Genomic DNA, 22,477 nt, shown 5'->3' on the forward strand with positions numbered 1-22,477 from the left:
GATTTTTCTGGGGCGAGCAAGACATGAGCAATGTGAAGGCGCCGAGATCGCTGCGCTTTGATGCAGCGATCGGTTCGGCTGATGACACCGGTTATTCCGTCACGAAGGTCTCCGCAGTCGCGAGCCTGATCGCGGTGGCGTCGTTTTCGGGGGCTGAAGCGCAGCAATCCAACCTGCCGCCGGTGAATGTCGATGCCCCGGTCGCTCGCCCGCGGCCCGTGACGTCAAGGCCCACTGCGGACCAGGTCCGCGCCCGCAACGCGCTGCGCCGCGCCGCGCGCCGTAACAACCAGCAGGCACAGCAAGCGCCGGTGCCGTTTCCCAACGCCGGCGGTCTTCCCGCCGACCGCGATCCGTACGCGGATCCGGCCGCGCCGTACAAGGGCGACCGTTTGCAGTCGTCCGGGAAATATCCCGAGCCGATCCTGAACACGCCGAAATCGGTCACGGTGCTGACCAAGGACGTGCTCGAAGACAAGAACGCCACATCGCTGAAGTCGGCGATCCTGTCGACCGCCGGCGTCACGCTCGGCACGGGCGAGGGCGGCAATGCCTTCGGCGACCGCTTCTTCATCCGCGGTTTCGATGCGCGCAACGACATCTTCATCGACGGCGTGCGCGACTCCGGCGTCAGCGTCCGCGAGAACTTCTTCACCGAGCAGGTCGAGATCCTGCGCGGCCCGGGCTCGTCCTTTGCCGGCCGCGGCACCACCGGCGGCGCGATCAACATCGTCACCAAGCAGGCGACGACGCAGAACAGCTTCTACAACATGGACACCACGTTCGGCACCGATCGCACCAAGCGCGTGACGCTCGACGTCAACCAGGTGATCAGCCCGACGCTGGCGATCCGCGCCGGCGGCCTGTTCCAGGATGCCGGCGTCGCCGGCCGCAGCTACGTCACCGACGACCGCAACGGCGCGTTCGTCGCCGGAACATGGAAGCCGGTCGATGCGGTGAAGATCACCGGCAACTACATCCACACCGAACTGACCGGACTCCCGGATTTCGGCGTGCCGTACTATCGGCCGAGCACCGCGAGCACGGCCGGCGGTCCGTTCCCGGATTTCGGCGTCAACCGCAACAATTTCTACGGCTTCGTCAACCGCGACTTCTTCAGGACCGGGCAGGACATCGGCACGATCAATGCCGAGGTGCAGATCACGCCGGACCTCGTGGTCAGCAACAAGATCCGGGAATCGCGTTCGACCCAGAACTACATCGGCACGCTGCCGGAAGCGCCGACGCTTGCCGCCGGCGCTCCGTTCACGGCGTATACGTTGAGCGCCAATCCGCAAAGCCGCTACCAGGTCACCGACGTGTTCGCCAACCAGACCGAGGCGACCTACAAGTCGGTCGACGGCCTCGGCTTCAAGCACACGACGACGGCCGGCGTCGAATACGACAACGAGCGGTCGTCGATCGACAGATATCTCGGCCTGAGCTCGGAAATAACGACCGGCACATCGGCATTCACGGGAAGCGGATCGCTCTCCGGCGTCAGCGTGTTCAATCCGCAATACACCAACATTCCGTTCCCGATTCCGTCGGGGCTGTCCGGGCTGCCGACCAAGATCGGGATCGACACCACCAGCGGCTACATCATGGATACCGCGAACTACAATGACTTCGTGATCCTCAATGGCGGCATCCGCTACGACGACTACAAGATCAACACGTCAGGCTATCTGACTTCGGGCGGCAGGACCACATTCGGCAGTCAGTCGGCCGACTTCGGGATGCCGAACTTCAACCTCGGCCTCACCTTGAAGCCGTTGCCGAACGGCAGCGTCTATGCGGCCTATGCGACCTCATCCAACCCGGTCGGCGCCGAATTCGACGGCACCAGCACGGCGTATGGCGGCCTGTCTCCGGTGCTGAACGGCGGCAATACCCAGATCTTCGGGCCGGAAAAGAACAAGGCGATCGAAGTCGGCACCAAGTGGGAATTGTTCGATCGTCATCTGCTGGTGACGGCGGCGCTGTTCCAGACCGAGAAGGAAAATGCGCGCGAATCGCAGAACGTGAACAACGCCACCGCGGCGGCAGCGCTCGGTTGCTCCTATCCGACCGGGACGACCGGCAATATCTCCTGCATCACCGCGGGCGCGGCCTACCGCATCCGCGGCATCGATCTCGGCGTCGGCGGCAAGATCACCGACAAATGGAGCGTGTTCGGCGGTCTCGTGCTGATGCAGTCGGCAGTGACGAGGTCGCTGGCGCCGCCGGCCAACACCATCCTGTACTCCAGCAATGTCGGACTGCCGCTCGCCAACGTCGCGCACCAGTCGTTCAGCATGCTGACCAAGTACCAGCTCACCGACATGTGGGAGCTAGGCGGGCAGGCGGTGTATCGCTCGAAGGTCTATGGCGGCACGCTGCTCGCGGCCAACCAGGGCACCTCGATCCCGAGCTATTGGCGCTTCGACGCCTTTGCCGAAGCTAAGATCGACAAGCACTGGACCATGAAGCTGTTCGTCAACAACATCTTCGACAAGCGCTACTACGATGCGCTGTACCAGAGCGCGGCGCCGTTCGTGCTCGAAGCGCCGGGACGCGCCGCGTATCTGGTTGTTTCTGCGCGTTACTGACGGAGGCTTCGCGGCACGAGATGCTGGTCTGTGTTCCCAACGTATTGAGCAAGGCTGATGTGGCGGACTTCCGCCGCATCATGGCGCAAGCCGAATGGGAGGACGGCCGCTCGACCGCCGGCGCCGCGTCCGCGATGGTCAAGCGCAACGAGCAGCTGCCGCCCGACAGCGAGGTCGCGCGGCAGCTCGGCAACCGCATCCTGTCGGCGCTGTCGGCGAGCCCGCGCTTCATCTCGGCGGCGATCCCGCTTAGAATCTTTCCACCCTTGTTCAACCGCTATGCCGCCAGTGACGGGCACCATTTCGGCCTGCACGTCGACAATGCGGTGCGCGGCGACAGGCTGACGGGCATGAGGATCCGCACCGACCTCTCGGTCACGCTGTTTTTATCGGAGCCGGAGGACTACGATGGCGGCGAGCTCGTCATCGAAGACCTCTACGGATCCCATGAAATCAAGCTGCCGGCGGGCGATCTCGTAGTTTATCCTGCTTCCAGCTTGCATCTGGTCACGCCGGTCACGCGGGGGACCCGGGTAGCGTCTTTTTTCTGGCTGCAGAGCATGATACGGGATGCACACGGGCGCAGCCTGATCTTTGATCTCGATACCGCGATCCAGGCTCTGGTGGAGCGGCTGGGGCGCGATGACCCCGAAACGGTCAAATTGACCGGGATTTATCACAACCTGATCCGTCACTGGGCTGAAGTGTAACTGATGATGACATTCAAGTTCCCCGCTGCATCCGCCATGATCGCCTCGCTGGCGATGCTGATGCTGGCCGCGCCGTCTTCGGCGCAGCAGCAAACGGCGCCTGTAGCGCAGCCCGCACCCGTGACCCGGCCTCAGGCCGCACCCGCCCAGCCGGCGGCGGCCCAGCCTGCGGCGGCTGCCCAGGCCGCGCCGGTGGCCGCCCAGCCGGTACAAGCGGCGCCGCAGGCTCAGGCCGCGCCGGCCCCTGCCGCGGCGGCTCCGGCACCGACGGCGAACGAGGCGTCCCTGGCTGCGCCCGCGAGCGGCGACAGCAAGTCGCTGAAGTCGACCTCGACCGGCCTGCACGAATTGTCGCCGTGGAACATGTTCTTGAACGCCGACATCATTGTGAAGGCGGTGATGCTCGGTCTGGCATTCGCGTCGCTCGTCACGTGGACGGTGTTCATCGCCAAGATGGTCGAGCTGACGGTGGCGCAGCGCAAGCTGCGTGGCGCGCTGGCCAAGATCGCTGAATCGCGCTCGCTGGCCGAAGCGCAGTTCGCGCTCGGTGCCAAGGGTAGCGTGCTGTCGTCGTTCATCGCTGCTGCGATGCGGGAGGGGCGCCTGTCGGCGGGCATCTCGAGCGACAGCGGCATCAAGGAGCGCGCGGCGTCGAGCTTCGCCGAGATCGTGCGCGCCGAAGCCCGCAAGATCCGCATCGGCATGGGCCTGCTCGCGACCATCGGCGCGACGTCGCCCTTCGTCGGCCTGTTCGGCACCGTCTGGGGCATCATGAACAGCTTCATCGGCATTTCGAAGTCGCAGACGACCAACCTTGCCGTGGTGGCGCCGGGCATTGCGGAAGCGCTGCTCGCGACCGCGATCGGCCTCGTCGCGGCGATCCCGGCCGTGATCATCTACAACCACTTCTCGCGCGTCACGAAGGTCTATCTCGAGCTCGTCAACCGAGCCTCGGGCGCCGCCGGACGGCTGCTGTCGCGCGATCTCGATCGCACCCATGGCGACGTTCCGCGCAACGCGCATGCGCGCGCCGCAGCGGCGGAGTAGGCGATGGCAGTCTCGATCTCCGAGAACGATGGCGACGACGATTTCGCGGAATCCCACGAGATCAACGTCACGCCGTTCATCGATGTCATGCTGGTGCTGCTGATCATCTTCATGGTGGCGGCACCGCTCTCGACCGTCGATTTGCCGATCGATCTGCCGACCTCCAGCGCGACGCCGCAGAAGAAGCCGGACAAGCCGACCTATCTCAGCATCAAGCCGGATCTGACGCTGGCGATCGGGGAGAACGCGGTGAAGCGCGTCGACCTGGTCAATTCGCTGGATGCTGTGCCCGACATGACCCGGGACAAATACGTGTTCCTGCGGGCCGATCGGATGGTACCCTATGGCGAGCTGATGGGCGTGATGGAGCTGCTGCGCGCCGGCGGCTACACGCACGTGAAGCTGGTCGCGCTCGAGGGCGTTCCGGGAGCGCCCGCGGCGGCGCAGGCCGATCCTGCCAAACCCTGACGGCGAACGCGATGTCCACCAACCCCGATCTCGATCTGCGGACCTCGAAGCGGCTCTGGGTGATCGCCGCCGTGACGGCAGTCGGGCTGCATCTGGGCGGTGCCGCGCTGGCACTGACCAATTTGCGCGGCGACGACGGCGACGAGGGGCTCGGCGCTGCCGGCGCGGAGTACGCCGTCGAGCTGGCTTCCGCGGATGCGACCGAAGAGGCCCTACCGCCTGGACCGCTGGCTGACGAGCAGCAGGCTATGCAGGAAATGGCGCAGCAGAAGGCCGAGGTGAAGGACACCGACCTGCCTCAGGAAAAGCCGGTGGAGTCCGACGACCCCGATCGCATCGTGACGGAAGACACTGCCAAGAAGCAGAAGGAGGAGGAGGCCAAGGTCGCCAAGGTCGAGGCCAACGCGCAGGAAGCGCAGCAGGCCTCGGAGGCGGCCGCGCCGACCAAATTGGAGGACGCGCGTCAGTCGGAAACCACCAAGGCACCCAACCCAGGCATCGGCAAGGACAAGCTGCTGCTGACCGCCAAGTGGGGCAAGAAGATCAGCGCCTATCTCGACCTGCACAAGAAATTCCCAGAGAAGGGCAAGGCCAAGGAGGCCAAGGTGAAGGTCGCCCTGGTGCTGAATCGTCTGGGCAAGGTGCTGTCGGTTGCCGTGCTGGAATCGTCCGGAGATGCCGCCTTTGACGACGCGGCGATCTCGATGGTCCACCGGTCCGATCCGGTCCCGGCGCCGCCGGCCGACCTGACCGACGATCAGTTCTCGTTCAGCCTCGACGTCAATTACAACAAGCCGAAGAAGTAGCGCGCCGCGGCTGGCTGCGATCAGACCCGGCGTCATTGCGGGGCGCGACAAGTCGCGAACCCGGAATCCATTTCTCCATTGAATGTGCCGCTGGTCGATTCCTGGTTCGCCGTTTCACGCGGCCCGGAACGACGTTGCCTCAGCTCTTCTTCACCAGCGGGCAGACGCTCTTCTCGAGCGGGAGGAAGGCCTCGTCCGCGGGGATGGTGGCGACCAGCTTGTAATAGTCCCACGGATATTTCGAGTCCGACGGCTTCTTCACCTCGAACAGATAGGCGGGGTGGATCTTGCGGCCGTCGACGCGGATCGAGCCCTTGCCGAACAGGAGATCGTCGGTCGGCATCTCCTTCATCTTGGCGACCACGGCGCGACCGTCATGCGGATTGCCGCCGAGCGCTTCCAGCGCCTTGAAATAGTGGATCAGCGAGGAATAGACGCCGGCCTGCACCATGGTCGGTGGGTTCTTCTTGAAGCGCTCCATGAAGCGCTTGGAGAAGGCGCGGGTCTGGTCGTTCATGTCCCAGTAGAACGTCTCGGTGAAGTTCAACCCCTGCGCGACGTTGAGGCCGAGCGCGTTGATGTCGGTGATGAACAGCAGCATGCCGGCAAGCCGCTGGCCGCCCGAGACGATGCCGAATTCCGCGGCCTGCTTGATCGCGTTGGTGGTGTCGCCGCCGGCGTTAGCGAGCCCGACGATCTTGGCCTTCGAGCTTTGTGCTTGCAGCAGGAAGGAGGAGAAGTCCGCGTTGTTGAGCGGATGCTTGACGCTGCCGAGCACCTTGCCGCCATTCGCGGTGACCACCGCCGAGGTGTCGCGCTCGAGCGCCTGGCCGAACGCATAGTCCGCGGTGAGGAAGAACCAGGTGTCGCCGCCGGATTTGACCAGCGCCTTGCCGGTGCCGTTGGCGAGCATGTAGGTGTCATAGACCCAGTGCACCGTGTTCGGCGAACACTGCGCGCCCGTGAGGTCGGACGAGGCGGAGCCCGAGTTCAGGTTGACGACGTTCTTCTCCTTCGAGAGGTTGGCGATCGCGAGTCCGACATTGGAGGCCGCGAGGTCGACGAACACGTCGACCTTCTCGACATCGATCCATTGCTTGCCGATGTTGACTGCGACATCGGGCTTGTTCTGGTGATCGGCCGAGATCAGATCAATCTTCCAGCCCTTCGCCAGCAGCCCGGAATCCTCGATCGCCATCTGCGCCGCCACCGTCGAGCCGGGACCGCCGATATCCTGATAGAGGCCGGACTGATCGCCGAGCGCGCCGACCTTGGCGATCTTGTCCATCGTCTGCGCCGACGCACCGCCGCAGAACGCAAGACTCGTGGCCATGACCAAGGCCGTCGTGACCGAGGCTGCAATGGAACGCTTCATCTTCCCTCCAGTATGATTTTGCTTTTGAGTTCCGGATTATGCCCGGCATCGGGTGCATCGCCTAGAGCGCCGGCGCGTTTGATCGTGCGCTATATTCCGCGCCGCGGCGATTGCGCAGCCGGTGACGCGCGACGGGATGCCGCGGTGCGCGGAGTTCGATCATCAGACGCGGATAGGGTGAAGCGCGGACGGCGCTATTTCCAGTAGTACCGGATCGCGACGTAGATCACGACGAGGCAGGCGAAGATCAGTGCCACCGGCATCGAACGCTTGGCGTTCGGGTCGGAGGTGCTCGTCTTCTTGGGGGGCAGGCGGCGGAACGTCGTGACGTTGCCATTGTCGGCGACCGGCTCGCGCGCGCGCGCCGGAACCTCCGGCGCTTTGCCGGCGCCGCCCATCTCGACATAGTAGGTGCGGTACATCTCCTGGATGGTCGCCTCGCCGGCGTCGGCTTCGCTCATCTGTCCCAGCAGCTTGTTGTAAATGGCCAGGAAATTCTGCGCCTCAGGCGGCAAGGCGGAGGCGCCGTTCAGCTTGGCCATCATCTTCCAGGTCGCAAAGTCGGCCCGCGCTCGGGTGTCGGCGCGTCGTGCAATCAGCATATCGGCAGCTTTGATCACCATGGCCTCGAAGCGTTCCTGTCCTCAACGCGCGACCCGGAAAAATGGCTACCGGTTTTCGGTCGGGTCGTGCGCAGATCAAGGCTATGTGTTTCCGGTAATGAGGAGAAGGGCGTTGATTACATAGCCGGTCAGAGTTCGCAGTATCGTTGAAATAACATCAAGATTTAGGCCGACTTGCTGGCCAATCACCGGCAGCAGGATCAACAGCCCGATCAGGATCAGCATGCCGTAGGGCTCCAGCCGGGCGAGCGGGATCGCCAGCGGCCTTGGCAACAGCCCGACCGCGACCCGGCCGCCGTCCAGCGGCGGGATCGGCATCATGTTGAAGATCGCGAGCACGATATTGATCAGGAAGGCGTTTTTCAGATTGTCCGCGGTCCATTTTGCGGCATCGGCCGGCACCAATGGCACTGCGTGGAATGCCAGCGCCGCGGCGATCGCCAGGATGATGTTGGTGGCCGGGCCGGCCAGCGCCACCCACACCATATCGAGCTTGGGATGATTGAGCTTGCGGAAGTTCACCGGCACCGGCTTGGCGTAGCCGAACAGGAACGGCGAATGCGCGAACAGCAGCACTGCAGGCAGGATCAGCGTGCCGAACGGATCGATGTGCTTCAGCGGGTTGAAGCTGACGCGGCCGAGCTGCCAGGCGGTGTCGTCGCCGAGCCGATGAGCGACGAAGCCGTGCGCGGCTTCGTGAAACGTGATCGCAATGACCACCGGCAATACCCAGACGGAGATGTCATAGAGGGAGATGTTCAATGGCATGCCGCCTCGGGTTCGCTGGGACCGGACCTCAGGCTAGCACGGATTCGCGGAAGGCCTTGCTGGCGAGCGTTGCCGCAGGTCAGCGCATGTCGGGGGCGACCGCGTGCGCCAGAGGCGGCTGGGTGGTCGCGATCCAGATGCCGGCGAACACGGTGACGATGCCGGCCAAAAGATTCCAGCTCAGCGGCTCGCCGAGCAGGGCTGCGCCGACCAGCGATGCCGCGATCGGATTGACGGTGACCGAGATCGCCACCCGGGTCGGCGTCGTCCGCTCCAGCGCGAAGGCCCAGAGATAGAAGGTAAGCGCAGCGCCGAAGGCGCCGAGATAGATCGCGCCGGACCATTGCGGCGCGCCGAAATCGGCAACCGGCGCAAAACTGCCGCGCAGCAGCGAGGCGACAATGAGCACCACCGCCCCGGCGGCCATCGCGAGCGTGGTGAAGGGGATCGGGCCGGCGCGGCGGATATAGGGTTTTGACCAGATGCTGTAGAGCGCCATGCACAGCGCGGCTGCGATCATCAAGAGGTCGCCGCGCCAGGCACCAGGCGGCGCCGTGGCGAGGCCGGAGAGCAGCGCCATCGAGACGCCGAGGATGGTGATCAGGACGCCTGCGGTCTTGCGCGCGGTGAGCGCTTCGGCGCCCAGCACCGCGCCGACCAGCATGGTCAGAAGCGGCAGTGTCGACAGCGCGAGTGCGCCGCGCGCGGCGGTGGTGAAGATCAATGAGGCATTGAACAGGACCGGAAACGCCGCAAAGAACAGCAGGCCGAGGCCGGCAACGCCGAGCCAATCGTGCCGCGTCGGCCAGTTCCGGCGTTGCAGCAGTGCCAGCGGCAGCAGCAGCAGGACGCCGATGCCGAAGCGGAACGCGCCGATCGCCAGCGGGTCGATGGCGCCGACCAGAAACCGCGTCGCCCCGATCGAGGTGCCGCCGAGCGCGCTCGATGCCACCGCCGCCAACACCCCCCAGATCTCGCCCATTCCGTCCGTCCCTTGGTTTTGCTTGCGCAATCTAGGGACGGGGACATAATCAGGAAATGGAATAGATTTGATCGACTAAATCACGGATCGTTATGAGCGCGCCCATCCTGGACCCGGATCTTCTGCAGGCCTTTATCGCGGTGGCGGAGCATCGCTCCTTCACCCGCGCGGCCTCAGCGCTGAACCGGACCCAATCCGCCGTCAGCATGCAGGTGAAGCGGCTGGAAGAGCGGCTGCAGGCCGAACTGTTTCACCGCAGCACGTCCAGTGTCGACCTGAGTGCAGCCGGCGAGGGATTGCTCGGTTATGCCCGCCGCATCCTGAGCCTCAACGCGGAGGCGGTCGGCCGGGTGCGCGAGCATGGCACGGATGGACGGGTTCGCCTTGGCGTGATGGACGACTATGGGACGATGATCGTCCCGCCGCTGCTCAAGGACTTCATCGCCAGCTATCCGCTGATCCATCTCGAGATGGAGACCGGGTTGACGTCGACGATGACCGATCGGCTCGGCGAAGCCTATGACCTCGTGATCGCGATGCACCCCGAGGGACGCGGCGAGGGCGAGTTGCTGCGCACCGAGCAGGCGGTGTGGGCCGCGAGCGCTGAGCATCGCGTCGAGGAGCTCGATCCGCTGCCGGTCGCGCTCTATCCGCAGGGCTGCCTGTTCCGGAACTGGGCGATGCAGGCGCTGGACGAGGCGAACCGGCCGTGGCGGCTCGCCTTTGTCAGCCACAGCCTGTCCGCGGTCGAGGCGATCGCGGCGCAGGGTCTCGCCGTGACCGTGGTCAAGTCGGGGACGTTTCCGCCGACGCTGCGTCGGCTGACCGCGCGCGACGGCATGCCCCTGCTGCCGCGGGCCGAGATACGGCTGCATCGCGCGCAAAACCTGCCGCACGCGGCGTCACTCCTGGCCGATCATCTCGTCGCGGCGCTTCGGGAGCCGGCGAGGCGAGCGGCGGTTTAATAGGTCGCGCGGCCGCCGGAGATGTCGAACACCGCGCCGGTGGAGAAGGCGCAATCCTCCGACGCCAGCCATGCCACCATCGAGGCGAGCTCCTCGACCTGGACGAAGCGGGCCTTCGGGATCTTCGACAGCATGAAATCGATGTGCTGCTGGGTCATCTGGTCGAAGATCGCGGTCTTCGCCGCGGCCGGCGTCACCGCATTGACCAGGATGTCGTGCTGCGCGAGCTCCTTGCCGAGCGATTTGGTGAGCGCGATCAGGCCCGCCTTCGACGACGAATAATGCGCGGCGTTTGGATTGCCCTCCTTGCCGGCGATCGAGGCGATGTTGACGATGCGGCCGTACTTCCGGCCGATCATGGTCGGCACGATCGCCTTGCAGCAGATGAAGGGCCCCTCGAGATTGATGCGCATCACCCTGCGCCAGTCGTCGAGATCGGTTTCCCATACCGGCTTGTTGGCTCCGGTGATGCCGGCGTTGTTGACGAGAATGTCGATCTTGCCGAACGCCCGCAGCGTTTGATCGCGCGCGGCGTCGACCGCGTCGGGATTGGTGACGTCGGTCTTGATCGCGATCACGTTCTCGCCGATCGCCCGCGCGGTCTTCTCGGCCAGCGGCTGGTCGAAATCCCAGATCGCGACCTTGGCGCCCGACGCGACAAAGCGCTCGGTGATAGCGCGGCCAAATCCCTGCGCGCCGCCGGTGACGACGGCATAGCGGCCGTTGAGATCGATCTTGTTCATGCTGCCTCCCGATTAGAGTGTCCAGCCGCCGTCGATGACATGGGCGACGCCTGTGGTGAACGAGCTTTCGTCGCTGGCGAGATAGACGGCGAGCGCGGCGATTTCCTCGGCGGTGCCGAGCCGGCCCATCGGCTGGCGCGCAACGAACATCTCGCGTCCCTGCGGGCCGGCAGCCGCCGCACGCTCAAGCATCGAAGGCGTCTCGATGGTGCCGGGGCAGATGCAGTTGCAGCGGATGCCCTTGGTGATGAAGTCGGCCGCGACCGAGCGCGTCAGTGCCGCGACCGCGGCCTTGGTGGCGCTATACACGTAGCGGTTCGGCGCCGCCTTCACCGCGCCGGCGGCGGAGGCGATGTTGACGATGGCACCGCCGCCCTGCGCCAGCATGCCCGGCAGGAAAGCGCGCGTGGTGCGGTGCATCGACTTGACGTTGAGGTCGAAGGAGAAGTCCCAGTCGTCGTCCGAACACTCCAGCACCGTGCCGTGATGCACGAAGCCCGCGGCATTGAGCAGGATGTCGGTCTTGCCGGCGCGCTTTGCGATTGCCTCGACCGCTGCGGTGTCGCGCACGTCGAGCTTCGCAACATCGGCGGCGCCTTCCTGCCTGAGCAGCGCAAGCTTGCCTTCGTCGATATCGGTCGCGAACACGCTCGCGCCCTCGCGGGCAAAGGCCAGCGCGCAGGCGCGGCCGATGCCGACGGCCGCTGCGGTTACGAATGCGCGTTTGCCCTTCAGGCGGTCTGACATGCGTTTCTTCCTTCTTTGGCGATTGGCAGTCATGCGCGGGCTTGACCCGCGCATCCATCTTTCGAAGAACGATGGATTGCCGGGCCGCGCCCGGCAATGACGGTTTGCGTCCTAGTGATTGTCGCGCGCCACGCCGACCTTGCCGGCGATGTCGTGGTAGCGCGTCGCGAGCTCGAGACAGGCGCCGGTCGCGTGCTGGCCGACGGTCTTGCGGTAGAGCTCCTGCCACGGCGTCTGGTTGGCCGGATGCGGGAAGCCGCCCTTGGCCTTCAGCTCGGCGCGGCGGGTGCGCAGCTCATCCTCCGAGATCATGATGTTGGCGCTGCCCTTGTTGAGGTCGATGCGCACCTTGTCGCCAGTCCTCAGGATTGCGAGCCCGCCATCGGCGGCGGCCTCGGGCGAGGCGTTGAGGATCGAGGGCGAGCCCGAGGTGCCGGACTGCCTTCCGTCGCCGATGCAGGGCAGGGACAGGATGCCGCGTTTGATCAGCGCGGCGGGCGGCTGCATGTTCACCACCTCGGCGCCGCCGGGATAGCCGATCGGGCCGGTGCCGCGGACGAACAGGACGCAGTGCTCATCAATGTCGAGCGCGGGATCCTCGATACGGTTGTGATAATCCTCCGGCCCCTCGAACACGATGGCGCGGCCCTCGAAGGCATTGAGGTCCTTCGGGTTGGACAGATAGCGGTCGCGGAATTCCTTCGAGATCACGCTGGTCTTCATGATCGCGGAATCAAAGAGATTGCCGCGCAGCACGATGAAGCCGGCGTCCTTCACCAGCGGCTTGTCGTAGCCCCAGATCACGTCGCCGTCGGGCGCAGGTGCTTCCTTGCAATTCTCGCCCATGGTGCGGCCGTTGACGGTGAGGGCGCCTTCGTGGATGCGCTTGTGCTTGATCAGCTCGCGCACCACCGAGGGCACGCCGCCGGCGCGGTGATATTCCTCGCCGAGATAGAAGCCGGCCGGCTGCATGTTCACCAGCAGCGGGACGTCATGGCCGTATTTCTGCCAGTCGTCGATCGACAGCTCGACGCCGACATGGCGCGCCAACGCATTGATATGGATCGGCGCATTGGTCGAGCCGCCGATCGCGGAGTTGACCACGATGCAGTTCTCGAACGCCTCGCGCGTCAGGAAGTCCGACGGCTTCAAATCCTCCCAGACCATGTCGACGATGCGCTTGCCGGTCTCGTAGGCGATCTGGCCGCGCTCGCGATACGGCGCCGGGATCGCCGCGCAGCCCGGCAGCGAGAAGCCGAGCGCTTCCGCGAGCGAGTTCATGGTGGAGGCGGTGCCCATCGTGTTGCAGTGGCCGACCGAGGGGGCCGAAGAGGCCACGATCTCGATGAATTGCTCATAGTCGATCTCGCCGGCGGCGAGCCGTTCGCGCGCCTTCCACACCACGGTGCCGGAGCCGGTGCGCTGGCCCTCGTGCCAGCCGTTCAGCATCGGGCCGCCCGACAGCACGATCGCCGGCAGGTTGACGGTCGCCGCCGCCATCATGCAGGCCGGCGTGGTCTTGTCGCAGCCGGTGGTCAGCACCACGCCGTCGAGCGGATAGCCGAACAGCACCTCGACCAGGCCGAGATAGGCGAGGTTGCGGTCGAGCGCCGCAGTCGGGCGCTTGCCGGTCTCCTGGATCGGATGGGTCGGAAACTCCATCGCGATGCCGCCGGCGGCGCGGATGCCCTCGCGGACGCGGTGTGCGAGCTCGAGGTGATGCCGATTGCAGGGCGAGAGGTCGTTGCCGGTCTGCGCGATGCCGATGATCGGCTTACCCGACTGCAATTCCTCTCGCGTCAGGCCGTAATTGAGATAGCGCTCGAGATAGAGCGCGGTCATGCCCGGATTGTGCGGGTTGTCGAACCATTCCTGGGAGCGGAGCCTGCGGCCCTTGCCCTTGCTGGTCGCGCCTGCGGCGTCGTGCCCGTTGGTGGGGGGTTTTGTCATTGGTTTCTCCCGCAATGCAAACTTGTGGGCCCATTCAAGGGCTCTGGTTCAAGGTCGTTTCTACCTTGCGCAAATCGTCATGCATTACAAACCCGACCGATCACGCACAGGTGTTTCGTGTGATGGATTGGACCTTAGTTGAAGGGTCTTGGTTGCGCTATCATTTTATCATTTTCGCGTCCCTTATGACAGGCAGCTGCCGGGCGACGTCAATTGCGTCGCGCCGAGCTTTGCCGTTCCATGACACTGAAGCCGAGATCGACGACGGGTTCGGTCGGCCGGCGCCCTTCCAGCGTCTCGATCACCATCACGGCAGCGTTTCTGCCCATTTCGTAGCGGTTGGTACGCACGCTGCTCAAGGTCGGCTCGCTCGACGCCATGAATTCGAGGTCATTGAAGCCGACGATCGCCATCTGCTCCGGCACTGCCATGTGCCGCCGCTTGCATTCGAACAGCGCGCCGAGCGCAAGGTCGTCATTGACGCAGAACACGGCGTCGATGTCGGGCGCCTTGGCGAGCAGGTCGGCAAACAGCGTGCCGCCGAGCGTGACCGAGGTCGGGATCGCCGTTGTCACAATAAGCTGTGGATCGAACAGCCCAGCGTCGGTCATCGCGGAGCGATAGCCGTCGAGCCGGCGCTGCACCCGCGGATCCATCCGCGCGCCGAGGAATCCGATCCGCCGGTAGCTCTGCGCCAGCAGGTGGGCGATGGCGGCTTTTGCGGCGTCAAAATGCGAGAATCCGATCATCATGTCGATCGGGGAGGGACCGACCTCCATGATCTGGACGATCGGACAATCGACCGTCTCCATGATGCGGCGGGAATCGGCGGTCTGGTTGATGCCGGTAATGATCAGCCCGGCCGGCTTCTGTGCCAGAAACAGACGCAGCAGGCGCTCTTCCTGCAGGATGCTGTAGCGGGTGTTGGCGAGCTGAATGCTGTAGCGGCTGCCGTCGAGCGCGTCATAGATGCCGCGCAGCACGTCGGAGAACACGTTGTTGGTCAGCGACGGGATCAGGACACCGATCACCTCGGTGCGCTGCGACGCAAGCGCGCGTGCCGCGAGATTGGGCACGTAACCGAGTTCTTTTGCCGCACTATCGACCCGCGCGCGCTTGCCGGCCGAAAGTGCTTCCGGATTCCTGAAGAACCGTGAGGCCGTAATGGGACTGACACCGGCGAGCTTCGCGACTTCGGCGAGCCGGATCTTGCCTGGCGTGATGCGCTTTCGGGCCATTTGCCGCTCATATCACGACGTTCGTCGCAGACAAACTGATATTGACAGCGCTACCAAGCGATTGCTAATCGAACGATTGCCAAAACCGGATAAACTGCGGACAATAACGTCAGTCCAACAGCGCCGCGCACCCAGCGCGGCCGGAACAAAACAGAGCGGTGGCGGCACTCGTCGTACGTCGTCGGGAACTTGAGGGAGGGAAGTGGATGTCGTCGGTCCAGATTCGCGACGTGCGGAAATCGTTCGGCAATTTTGAGGTCCTGCACGGCGTGTCGATCCCGATCGAGGACGGCGAGTTCGTCGTTCTGGTCGGCCCCTCCGGCTGCGGCAAGTCGACCCTGCTGCGCATGCTGGCGGGGCTCGAGAACATCACCTCCGGCACGATCTCGATCGGCGACCGCGTCGTCAACAATGTCCAGCCCAAAGAGCGCGACATTGCAATGGTGTTCCAGAACTACGCGCTCTACCCGCACATGACGGTCGCCGACAATATGGGCTTCTCGCTCAAGCTGCGCGGCGCCAAGCCCGAGGAGATCTCGACCGGCGTCAAGCGCGCCGCGGAAATCCTTGCGCTTACGCCGCTGCTCGAGCGCTATCCCCGCCAGCTTTCGGGCGGCCAGCGCCAGCGCGTCGCGATGGGCCGCGCCATCGTGCGCGATCCCCAGGTGTTCCTGTTCGACGAGCCGCTGTCGAACCTCGACGCCAAGCTGCGTGTTGCAATGCGCACCGAGATCAAGGAGCTGCACCAGCGGCTGAAGACCACGACCGTCTACGTCACCCACGACCAGATCGAGGCCATGACGATGGCCGACAAGATCGTCGTGATGCATGACGGCATCGTCGAGCAGATGGGCTCGCCGCTCGAACTCTATGACACGCCGGCGAACCAGTTCGTGGCCGGTTTCATCGGTTCGCCGGCGATGAATTTCCTCAAGGGCAATGTGAAGGTGAACGGCGCCGCCTATTTCGAGGGACCGAACGGCGTCAAGCTGCCGCTGAAATCGGCGCCGGCCAATTCCGACGGCCAGCCCGCGGTCTACGGCGTGCGGCCCGAGCATTTCACCATCGCCGATGACGGCGCCGAGGCCGAGATCGTGGTGGTCGAGCCGACCGGGTCGGAGACCCAGGTGTTCGCCAAGCTCGGCGGCGAGCAGGTCGTCGCCGTGTTCCGCGAGCGCCATCTGTTCAACCCGGGCGACAAGGTTCGGCTCAAGCCGGATCCGTCGCTGGTCCATCTGTTCGACGATTCGACGGGGAAGCGACTGAACAGCTGACGGACCGATCGATCTTAATGGCCGACCAACAGGCCAGATCAAAAACAACAAAAACACAATCATAGGGAGAAGGACGATGCACGATTTTACTCGCCGCTCGCTACTTCAGGGCGGCACGGCGCTGGCTGCAACCGGCATGCTCACCGGGCCGGCGCTGTTTGACTTCGCCAAGGCCTGGGCGCAGAGCGCGCCCTGGAAGGCGGAGCCCGGCGCCAAGCTCACCGTGATGCGCTGGAAGCGCTTCGTGCCCGCGGAAGACGATGCATTCAACGCCATGGTCGCGGCCTTCAAGTCGGCAACCGGCACCGAGATGAACGTGTTCAGCGAGTCCTTCGAGGACGTGCAGCCGAAGGCCTCGGTCGCCGCCAACACCGGCTCGGGTCTCGACCTCGCCTGGGGCCTGCACACGCTGCCGCAGCTGTTCCCGACCAAGGTTCTCAAGATGAACGACGTTGCCGATTATCTCGGCAACAAGTATGGCGGCTGGACCGAAGCCGCGGCCAAAACCTGCAAGCAGGGCAATGACTGGCTCGGCATTCCCGTCGCGACCATCGGCGGCTATTTGACCTATCGCAAGTCGGCGGTCGAGAAGGCCGGCTTCAAGCAGGTGCCGTCCGATTTCCCGGCCTATCTCGAACTGTGCAAGGCGCTGAAGAAGAACAACACGCCGGCCGGCTTCGCGCTCGGCCACGCCACCGGCGACGCCAATGCCTGGGTGCACAACATCCTCTGGGGCCACAACGCCTGGACTGTCGACAAGGACGACAAGGTCATCATAAACTCGCCGGAGACGATGAAGGCGCTGGAATATGCCAAGGCGCTGTCGGAGACCTTCATTCCGGGTGTCGCGTCCTGGAACGACTCCTCCAACAACAAGGCCTTCCTGTCCGGCGAGCTGTTCCTGACCTCGAACGGCATCTCGATCTACGTCGCGGCCAAGGACGATCCGAGCAAGAAGGAGCTCGCCGAGGACATCGACCACGCATTGTGGCCGGTCGGCTCGATCGGCAAGCCGACCGAATTGCAACTCGCGGTTCCGATCCTCGCCTTCAACTTCTGCAAATATCCGAACGCGGCAAAGGCGTTCATCGCCTTCATGCTGGAGAAGGAGAATTTCGAGAAGTGGCTGTCGGGCGCGCGGGGTTATCTCACCCACACGCTCAATGCCTACGACTCGGCTCCGGTGTGGACCGCCGATCCGAAGAACGCGGTGTTCGGCCAGGCCTCGAAGCGCGCGCTGCCGGCCTCCGGCATCGGTACGCCCGGCGAGAAGGCCGCGACCGCGATCGCCGACTTCATTGTGGTCGACATGTTCGCGAACTACTGCACCGGTGCCAAGGACGGCAAGGCCGCGATGGCGGAAGCCGAACGGCAGCTGAAGCGCATCTATCGCTGATGTGATGGCCGCGGGCGGCGGAGAGCCGCCGCCCGCGTCATCATTGGAATGCCATCATTGGAATATTGCGTAGTCATGCTCAATCCGTTGAGCAATCGGGACATCGCCTATGGCTGACATCGCCCTTGCGCCGCGACGTGCGAAAACCGAAATCCGCGAAGCGACCACCTGGGATCAGCTCCGCCACAACAAGAACTGGCTCGGCTTCTGGTTCATGTTGCCGGCGATGGCGTTCCTGATCTTCTTCCTGGCCTATCCGCTCGGGCTCGGCATCTGGCTGTCCTTCACCGACACCCGCATCGGCCGCGTCGGTCATTTCATCGGCACTGAGAACTATGAATGGTTGTGGGACGATGCCATCTTCTGGCTGTCGGTCTTCAACACGCTGCTCTACACCTTCATCGCGAGCGCCGTGAAGTTCGCGGTCGGACTCTATTTGGCGCTGCTGCTCAACGAGCGCATGCCGTTCAAGGCGCTGTTGCGGGCCGCGGTGCTGATCCCCTTCATCGTGCCGACCGTGCTGTCGGCGCTGGCGTTCTGGTGGATCTTCGATTCCCAGTTCTCGATCATCTCCTGGTCGCTCAAGCATCTCGGCCTGATCACCCAGAACATCAATTTCCTCGGCGACACCACCTGGGCCCGGATCTGCGTGATCTTCGCCAATATCTGGCGCGGCGTACCGTTCGTGGCGATCACGCTGCTGGCGGGCCTGCAGACCGTGCAGCCGTCGCTGTATGAGGCGGCGACGTTGGATGGCGCCTCGCGCTGGCAGATGTTCCGCTACATCACCTATCCCTTGCTGACGCCGATCATCGCCGTCGTGATGACGTTCTCGGTGCTGTTCACCTTCACCGACTTCCAGCTGATCTGGGCGATGACGCGCGGCGGCCCGGTCAACGCCACTCATTTGATGGCGACGCTGTCGTATCAGCGCGCGATCATCGCGGGGCAGCTGGGCGAGGGCGCTGCGATCTCGAGCGCGATGATCCCGTTCCTGCTCGCCGCGATCATGGTGTCATGGTTCGGCCTGCAACGCAGGAAGTGGCAGCAGGGAGAGAGCAATGACTGATCTTCCCGCCTCCAAGGTCGACCTCAAGAGCATCCTGTCGACGCCGTCGCGCGTCGACAACAGCGAGGGCATGAGCTACCTGCAGTCGGTGCCGCGGCGGATCGTGACGCTCTACATCCCGCTGTCGATCATCGTGATCATCCTGCTGTTCCCGTTCTATTGGATGGGGCTGACGGCGATCAAGCCGGACGAGCAACTGCTCGATCTCGACAAGTACAATCCGTTCTGGACCTGGAATCCGACCTTCAAGCACGTCCACAAGCTGCTGTTCGAGAGCTACTATCCGCATTGGCTCTGGAACACGATGTATGTGGCGGTGGGCGCCACCGTGCTGTCGATCATCGCGAGCGTGCTCGCGGCCTATGCGATCGTGCGGCTGCGCTACAAGGGCGCCAACGTCGTCGGCGGCCTGATCTTCCTGGCCTATCTGGTGCCGCCGTCGATCCTGTTCATTCCGCTCGCGACCGTCGTGTTTCAGTACGGCCTGTTCGACTCGCCCCTGGCGCTGATCCTGACCTATCCGACGATCCTGATTCCGTTCTCGACCTGGCTGTTGATGGGATATTTCAAGACCATCCCGTTCGAGCTCGAGGAATGCGCGCTGATCGACGGCGCCAGCCGCTGGCAGATACTGATCAAGATCGTGCTGCCGCTCGCCGTCCCCGGCCTGATCTCGGCCTTCATCTTCTGCTTCACGCTGTGCTGGAACGAATTCATCTATGCGCTGACGTTCCTGCAATCGACCCCGAACAAGACCGTGCCGGTCGCCATCGTCAACGAATTCGTTGACGGTGACATCTATCGCTGGGGGTCCCTGATGGCAGGGGCGCTATGCGGCTCGCTACCGCTGGTTATTCTTTACGCGTTCTTCGTAGAGCATTATGTCTCGGCGATGACGGGTGCCGTGAAGGAATGAGCGCGCAAGGCCCGCAGCTGAATTCGAACAAGACAAGAAAAGGAGCAGGGTCGTGCACATTCTGATTCTGGGCGCCGCCGGCATGGTCGGCCGCAAGCTGACCGAGCGTCTCTTGCGCGAGGGCCGCCTCGGCAAGCAAGAGATCACCCGGATGACGCTGCAGGACGTGGTCGCGCCGGCCAAGCCCGCCAATGCCTCGATCCCGGTCAATGTGGTCGCATCCGATTTCGCCGATGCCGGCGCCGCGGCGCCCCTGATCGCCGAGCGTCCCGAGGTGATCTTCCATCTCGCCGCGATCGTCTCGGGCGAGGCCGAGGCCGAGTTCGACAAGGGCTACCGGATCAACCTCGACGGCACCCGCTATCTGATCGACGCCATCCGTGCCGTCGGCGGCGGCTACAAGCCGCGGCTGGTGTTCACGTCCTCGATCGCGGTGTTTGGCGCGCCGTTCCCCGAGAAGATCGGCGACGAGTTCTTCCATACGCCGCTGACGAGCTATGGCACGCAGAAGTCGATCTGCGAGCTCCTGATCAACGACTACACCCGCAAGGGTCTGCTCGACGGGATCTCGATCCGCCTGCCGACAATCTGCGTGCGTCCGGGCAAGCCGAACAAGGCGGCGTCCGGCTTCTTCTCGAATATCATCCGCGAGCCGCTGGCGGGCGAGGAGGCAGTGCTGCCGGTCTCCGAGGACGTCCGGCACTGGCACGCCTCGCCGAAATCGGCGGTCGGCTTTCTGGTTCACGCCGGCACGATGGATCTCAATGCGATGGGGCCGCGGCGCAATCTCAGCATGCCCGGGATGTCCGTCACCGTCGGCGAGCAAATCGCGTCGCTGGAGCGCGTCGCCGGCAAGAACGTCACCGCGCGGATCAAGCGGGTGCCCGATCCGACCATCATCAGCATCGTCTCGGGCTGGCCGCGCGATTTCGCCACCGACCGCGCGCTGAAGCTCGGCTTCACCACGGCCGAGAAGACGTTCGACGACATCATCCAGATCCATATCGAGGACGAACTCGGCGGCAAGTTCGCCGCCTGAGCAACGTCCGAGCCAAAGCATGATCCGGAGAAGTGCGAAGCGGTTTCCCTCGCGACAAACGCGGAACGCGTTTGCGCGAAGATCATGCTCAGACAAGGGGCTAAGACGCGATGATGATTCAACCAGGCTTCATCGCGCTTTAGCGCGGCGCTTGAGATGACCAGAGTTGCCAGCATCGGCGAATGCATGATCGAGCTGCGCCAGGCTCCTGGCGGCCAGCTCGGCGGGCTGTATTCGCGCTCCTATGGCGGCGACACGCTCAACACCGCGGTCTATCTGTCCCGGCTCGGCATCCACGTCGATTACTTCACGGCGCTCGGCGATGATGCGCTGAGCGATGAGATGATCGCGGGCTGGGCGAGCGAAGGCATCGGCACCAAGCATGTCGCGCGATCGGCGGGCAAGCTGCCCGGCCTCTATCTGATCCAGACCGACGACAAGGGCGAGCGGCGCTTCTTCCACTGGCGTGACAGCGCCGCCGCCCGCGACCTGATGGATCTGCCCGAAACGGAAGACATCCTGAACTCACTCGCGACCTATGACGTCGTCTATCTCTCGGCGATCACGCTCTCGATCCTGCGCGAGGACGGGCAGGAGCGATTGCTGGCGGCGCTGAAGCGTGCGCGGCTGTTGGGGACGCGGTTTGCGTTCGACACCAATTTCCGCGCCCGCGGCTGGCCGGACCTGAACGTCGCGCGGAAGGTCTTCAGCAGCGCGTTCGAGACGGCCGATATCGTGCTTGCCTCGACCGAGGATCTGGCGCCGCTTTATCCCGGCGAGAGCAACACGGCGCTGCTGGCCGGCATCTCGAGCCCCGAGGTGGTGCTGAAGCTGGCCGAGCCGGCCTGCATCGTGCGCTCGGCCGGCGGAACGCGCGAGGTGAAGGCGGAGCAGCTTACCAAGCCGGTGGTCGATACCACCGCGGCCGGCGACAGCTTTGCCGCCGCCTATCTCGCCGCGCGGCTCGGCGGCGCCGAGCCAGAGGAGGCGGCGCGCGCCGGCCATCGGCTGGCCGGTGTCGTGGTGTGCTATCCCGGCGCGATCATTCCGCGCTACGCCATGCCGCCGAAAAAGGCGCTTCGTCTCCCACCATCCCGTAAGGCCTCGCAATGACAACGACATCGAAGCAGGACCGGATCGCCGAGCTGATCCGTCAGGCCACCGTGATCCCGGTGCTGACCATCGAGCGGCTCGAGGACGCGGTGCCGCTTGCAAAGGCGCTGGTCGCCGGCGGCGTGCGGACGCTCGAGGTGACGCTGCGGACGGCGGTCGCGGTCGACGCGGCCAGGGCCATCATCGCCGGTGTGCCGGAGGCAATCGTCGGGATCGGCACGATCCTCAATGGTGACGACCTGATGCGCGCCGAGGCGCTGGGCGCCAAATTCGGCATCAGCCCGGGTGCGACGCCCGAGCTGTTGGCGGCGGCAGCCTCCAGCCAGCTGCCCTTCGCGCCGGGGATCGCGACCGCCTCCGAGTTGATGCAGGCGCTGGCCCACGGCTTCGACGTCGTCAAATTCTTCCCGGCCGAGCAGGCGGGCGGTATCAAGGCACTGCGGGCTCTGGCCGGGCCATTTCCGCAGGTCAGGATGTGCCCGACCGGCGGGGTCAGCGAGGCCAATGCGGTGACCTGGCTCGCCGAACCGAATGTGCTGGCAGTCGGCGGTTCCTGGCTGTGCCCCGCGGCCGATATCCGCGCCGCCAATTGGGCGGGCATAACCGCCATGTGCGCGACGGCGATGAAAACGCTGAAAGCCGCCTGAAGATACGCTA

At 64.5% G+C, this 22,477-nt stretch carries 21 protein-coding genes; 13 read left to right on the top strand and 8 right to left on the bottom strand.

Annotated features, from left to right (window positions below; genetic code table 11):
- The first annotated feature begins 23 nt into the window (after positions 1-23).
- Genes Q2M23_RS05970 through Q2M23_RS05990 form a run of 5 tightly spaced genes read left to right on the top strand, consistent with a single transcriptional unit; the run spans position 24 to position 5,622 of the window.
- A complete protein-coding gene (locus Q2M23_RS05970; RefSeq protein WP_316394955.1) occupies positions 24-2,591 on the top strand; it encodes a TonB-dependent receptor in 2,568 nt (855 codons plus the stop codon).
- A 20-nt stretch (positions 2,592-2,611) separates the two neighbouring features.
- Entirely contained in the window at positions 2,612-3,301 is a 690-nt protein-coding gene (locus Q2M23_RS05975) for a Fe2+-dependent dioxygenase (RefSeq protein WP_076826517.1), read from the top strand.
- A gap of 3 nt (positions 3,302-3,304) precedes the next feature.
- A complete protein-coding gene (gene exbB / locus Q2M23_RS05980) occupies positions 3,305-4,348 on the top strand; it encodes a tonB-system energizer ExbB (RefSeq protein WP_316394956.1) in 1,044 nt (347 codons plus the stop codon).
- A 3-nt stretch (positions 4,349-4,351) separates the two neighbouring features.
- A complete protein-coding gene (gene exbD, locus Q2M23_RS05985; RefSeq protein WP_076826519.1) occupies positions 4,352-4,816 on the top strand; it encodes a TonB system transport protein ExbD in 465 nt (154 codons plus the stop codon).
- An 11-nt stretch (positions 4,817-4,827) separates the two neighbouring features.
- Positions 4,828-5,622 (top strand): TonB family protein, encoded by a 795-nt coding sequence (locus Q2M23_RS05990; RefSeq protein WP_316394957.1) that lies wholly within the window; start codon positions 4,828-4,830, stop codon positions 5,620-5,622.
- 139 nt (positions 5,623-5,761) lie between these two features.
- On the opposite strand, the gene Q2M23_RS05995 is transcribed toward Q2M23_RS05990, so the two are convergent.
- From Q2M23_RS05995 to Q2M23_RS06010, 4 genes are all read right to left on the bottom strand, one after another.
- Positions 5,762-6,955, bottom strand: a complete 1,194-nt coding sequence (locus Q2M23_RS05995) for an ABC transporter substrate-binding protein (RefSeq protein ID WP_410469695.1) — start codon at positions 6,953-6,955, stop codon at positions 5,762-5,764.
- A 236-nt stretch (positions 6,956-7,191) separates the two neighbouring features.
- The gene (locus Q2M23_RS06000; protein WP_316394971.1) at positions 7,192-7,599 is read right to left on the bottom strand and encodes a hypothetical protein; all 408 of its coding nucleotides are present in this window, start codon (positions 7,597-7,599) and stop codon (positions 7,192-7,194) included.
- A 102-nt stretch (positions 7,600-7,701) separates the two neighbouring features.
- A complete protein-coding gene (locus Q2M23_RS06005) occupies positions 7,702-8,382 on the bottom strand; it encodes a site-2 protease family protein (RefSeq protein WP_316394972.1) in 681 nt (226 codons plus the stop codon).
- Positions 8,383-8,467: 85 nt separating this feature from the next.
- Positions 8,468-9,370 carry a DMT family transporter gene (locus Q2M23_RS06010; RefSeq protein ID WP_316394959.1) on the bottom strand — a complete coding sequence of 301 codons (903 nt, stop codon included), beginning with the start codon at positions 9,368-9,370 and terminating at the stop codon, positions 8,468-8,470.
- A 92-nt stretch (positions 9,371-9,462) separates the two neighbouring features.
- On the opposite strand from Q2M23_RS06010, the gene Q2M23_RS06015 reads away from it, so the two are divergent.
- The gene (locus Q2M23_RS06015; RefSeq protein ID WP_316394960.1) at positions 9,463-10,335 is read left to right on the top strand and encodes a LysR substrate-binding domain-containing protein; all 873 of its coding nucleotides are present in this window, start codon (positions 9,463-9,465) and stop codon (positions 10,333-10,335) included.
- On the opposite strand, the gene Q2M23_RS06020 is transcribed toward Q2M23_RS06015, so the two are convergent.
- The 4 genes from Q2M23_RS06020 to Q2M23_RS06035 all read right to left on the bottom strand — a co-directional run bounded on the left by Q2M23_RS06020 (position 10,332) and on the right by Q2M23_RS06035 (position 15,013).
- Positions 10,332-11,078 carry an SDR family NAD(P)-dependent oxidoreductase gene (locus Q2M23_RS06020; protein ID WP_316394961.1) on the bottom strand — a complete coding sequence of 249 codons (747 nt, stop codon included), beginning with the start codon at positions 11,076-11,078 and terminating at the stop codon, positions 10,332-10,334. The genes Q2M23_RS06015 and Q2M23_RS06020 overlap by 4 nt on opposite strands.
- 12 nt (positions 11,079-11,090) lie before the next feature.
- The gene (locus Q2M23_RS06025) at positions 11,091-11,825 is read right to left on the bottom strand and encodes an SDR family oxidoreductase (RefSeq protein WP_316394962.1); all 735 of its coding nucleotides are present in this window, start codon (positions 11,823-11,825) and stop codon (positions 11,091-11,093) included.
- 111 nt (positions 11,826-11,936) lie between these two features.
- The gene (locus Q2M23_RS06030; protein WP_141339954.1) at positions 11,937-13,775 is read right to left on the bottom strand and encodes an IlvD/Edd family dehydratase; all 1,839 of its coding nucleotides are present in this window, start codon (positions 13,773-13,775) and stop codon (positions 11,937-11,939) included.
- Positions 13,776-13,984: 209 nt separating this feature from the next.
- A complete protein-coding gene (locus Q2M23_RS06035) occupies positions 13,985-15,013 on the bottom strand; it encodes a LacI family DNA-binding transcriptional regulator (protein WP_076826532.1) in 1,029 nt (342 codons plus the stop codon).
- Between the two features lie 206 nt (positions 15,014-15,219).
- Between Q2M23_RS06035 and Q2M23_RS06040 the strand changes: the two genes are divergently transcribed.
- The 7 genes from Q2M23_RS06040 to eda all read left to right on the top strand — a co-directional run bounded on the left by Q2M23_RS06040 (position 15,220) and on the right by eda (position 22,467).
- Positions 15,220-16,287 (top strand): ABC transporter ATP-binding protein, encoded by a 1,068-nt coding sequence (locus Q2M23_RS06040; protein ID WP_028334988.1) that lies wholly within the window; start codon positions 15,220-15,222, stop codon positions 16,285-16,287.
- A gap of 76 nt (positions 16,288-16,363) precedes the next feature.
- Positions 16,364-17,683 (top strand): ABC transporter substrate-binding protein, encoded by a 1,320-nt coding sequence (locus tag Q2M23_RS06045; RefSeq protein ID WP_057019733.1) that lies wholly within the window; start codon positions 16,364-16,366, stop codon positions 17,681-17,683.
- A 109-nt stretch (positions 17,684-17,792) separates the two neighbouring features.
- Positions 17,793-18,752, top strand: a complete 960-nt coding sequence (locus tag Q2M23_RS06050; protein WP_057019734.1) for a carbohydrate ABC transporter permease — start codon at positions 17,793-17,795, stop codon at positions 18,750-18,752.
- Positions 18,745-19,668 carry a carbohydrate ABC transporter permease gene (locus Q2M23_RS06055; RefSeq protein ID WP_057019735.1) on the top strand — a complete coding sequence of 308 codons (924 nt, stop codon included), beginning with the start codon at positions 18,745-18,747 and terminating at the stop codon, positions 19,666-19,668. The genes Q2M23_RS06050 and Q2M23_RS06055 overlap by 8 nt, the downstream gene beginning before the upstream one ends.
- Positions 19,669-19,720: 52 nt before the next feature.
- Entirely contained in the window at positions 19,721-20,707 is a 987-nt protein-coding gene (gene denD / locus Q2M23_RS06060; RefSeq protein ID WP_316394963.1) for a D-erythronate dehydrogenase, read from the top strand.
- Between the two features lie 156 nt (positions 20,708-20,863).
- On the top strand, positions 20,864-21,820 hold the full coding sequence (locus Q2M23_RS06065; RefSeq protein ID WP_057019736.1) for a sugar kinase: 957 nt from the start codon (positions 20,864-20,866) through the stop codon (positions 21,818-21,820).
- A complete protein-coding gene (gene eda, locus Q2M23_RS06070; protein ID WP_316394964.1) occupies positions 21,817-22,467 on the top strand; it encodes a bifunctional 4-hydroxy-2-oxoglutarate aldolase/2-dehydro-3-deoxy-phosphogluconate aldolase in 651 nt (216 codons plus the stop codon). The genes Q2M23_RS06065 and eda overlap by 4 nt, the downstream gene beginning before the upstream one ends.
- Positions 22,468-22,477: the final 10 nt, after the last annotated feature.

The sequence above is a fragment of the Bradyrhizobium sp. 33ap4 genome, assembly GCF_032654765.1.
GTDB lineage: Bacteria > Pseudomonadota > Alphaproteobacteria > Rhizobiales > Xanthobacteraceae > Bradyrhizobium > Bradyrhizobium australafricanum.

Excerpts from the sequence above, each read along its gene's own strand:
- exbD (WP_076826519.1), top strand. The coding sequence starts at position 4,352 with ATGGCAGTCTCGATCTCCGAGAACGATGGCGACGACGATTTCGCGGAA.
- Q2M23_RS06030 (WP_141339954.1), bottom strand. The coding sequence starts at position 13,775 with ATGACAAAACCCCCCACCAACGGGCACGACGCCGCAGGCGCGACCAGC.
- Q2M23_RS06010 (WP_316394959.1), bottom strand. The coding sequence starts at position 9,370 with ATGGGCGAGATCTGGGGGGTGTTGGCGGCGGTGGCATCGAGCGCGCTC.
- exbB (WP_316394956.1), top strand. The coding sequence starts at position 3,305 with ATGATGACATTCAAGTTCCCCGCTGCATCCGCCATGATCGCCTCGCTG.
- Q2M23_RS06025 (WP_316394962.1), bottom strand. The coding sequence starts at position 11,825 with ATGTCAGACCGCCTGAAGGGCAAACGCGCATTCGTAACCGCAGCGGCC.
- Q2M23_RS05995 (WP_410469695.1), bottom strand. The coding sequence starts at position 6,955 with ATGGCCACGAGTCTTGCGTTCTGCGGCGGTGCGTCGGCGCAGACGATG.
- Q2M23_RS06045 (WP_057019733.1), top strand. The coding sequence starts at position 16,364 with ATGCACGATTTTACTCGCCGCTCGCTACTTCAGGGCGGCACGGCGCTG.
- Q2M23_RS05990 (WP_316394957.1), top strand. The coding sequence starts at position 4,828 with ATGTCCACCAACCCCGATCTCGATCTGCGGACCTCGAAGCGGCTCTGG.
- Q2M23_RS06050 (WP_057019734.1), top strand. The coding sequence starts at position 17,793 with ATGGCTGACATCGCCCTTGCGCCGCGACGTGCGAAAACCGAAATCCGC.
- Q2M23_RS05975 (WP_076826517.1), top strand. The coding sequence starts at position 2,612 with ATGCTGGTCTGTGTTCCCAACGTATTGAGCAAGGCTGATGTGGCGGAC.
- Q2M23_RS06020 (WP_316394961.1), bottom strand. The coding sequence starts at position 11,078 with ATGAACAAGATCGATCTCAACGGCCGCTATGCCGTCGTCACCGGCGGC.
- Q2M23_RS06035 (WP_076826532.1), bottom strand. The coding sequence starts at position 15,013 with ATGGCCCGAAAGCGCATCACGCCAGGCAAGATCCGGCTCGCCGAAGTC.
- Q2M23_RS06015 (WP_316394960.1), top strand. The coding sequence starts at position 9,463 with ATGAGCGCGCCCATCCTGGACCCGGATCTTCTGCAGGCCTTTATCGCG.
- eda (WP_316394964.1), top strand. The coding sequence starts at position 21,817 with ATGACAACGACATCGAAGCAGGACCGGATCGCCGAGCTGATCCGTCAG.
- Q2M23_RS06000 (WP_316394971.1), bottom strand. The coding sequence starts at position 7,599 with ATGCTGATTGCACGACGCGCCGACACCCGAGCGCGGGCCGACTTTGCG.
- Q2M23_RS05970 (WP_316394955.1), top strand. The coding sequence starts at position 24 with ATGAGCAATGTGAAGGCGCCGAGATCGCTGCGCTTTGATGCAGCGATC.
- Q2M23_RS06065 (WP_057019736.1), top strand. The coding sequence starts at position 20,864 with ATGACCAGAGTTGCCAGCATCGGCGAATGCATGATCGAGCTGCGCCAG.
- Q2M23_RS06040 (WP_028334988.1), top strand. The coding sequence starts at position 15,220 with ATGTCGTCGGTCCAGATTCGCGACGTGCGGAAATCGTTCGGCAATTTT.
- Q2M23_RS06055 (WP_057019735.1), top strand. The coding sequence starts at position 18,745 with ATGACTGATCTTCCCGCCTCCAAGGTCGACCTCAAGAGCATCCTGTCG.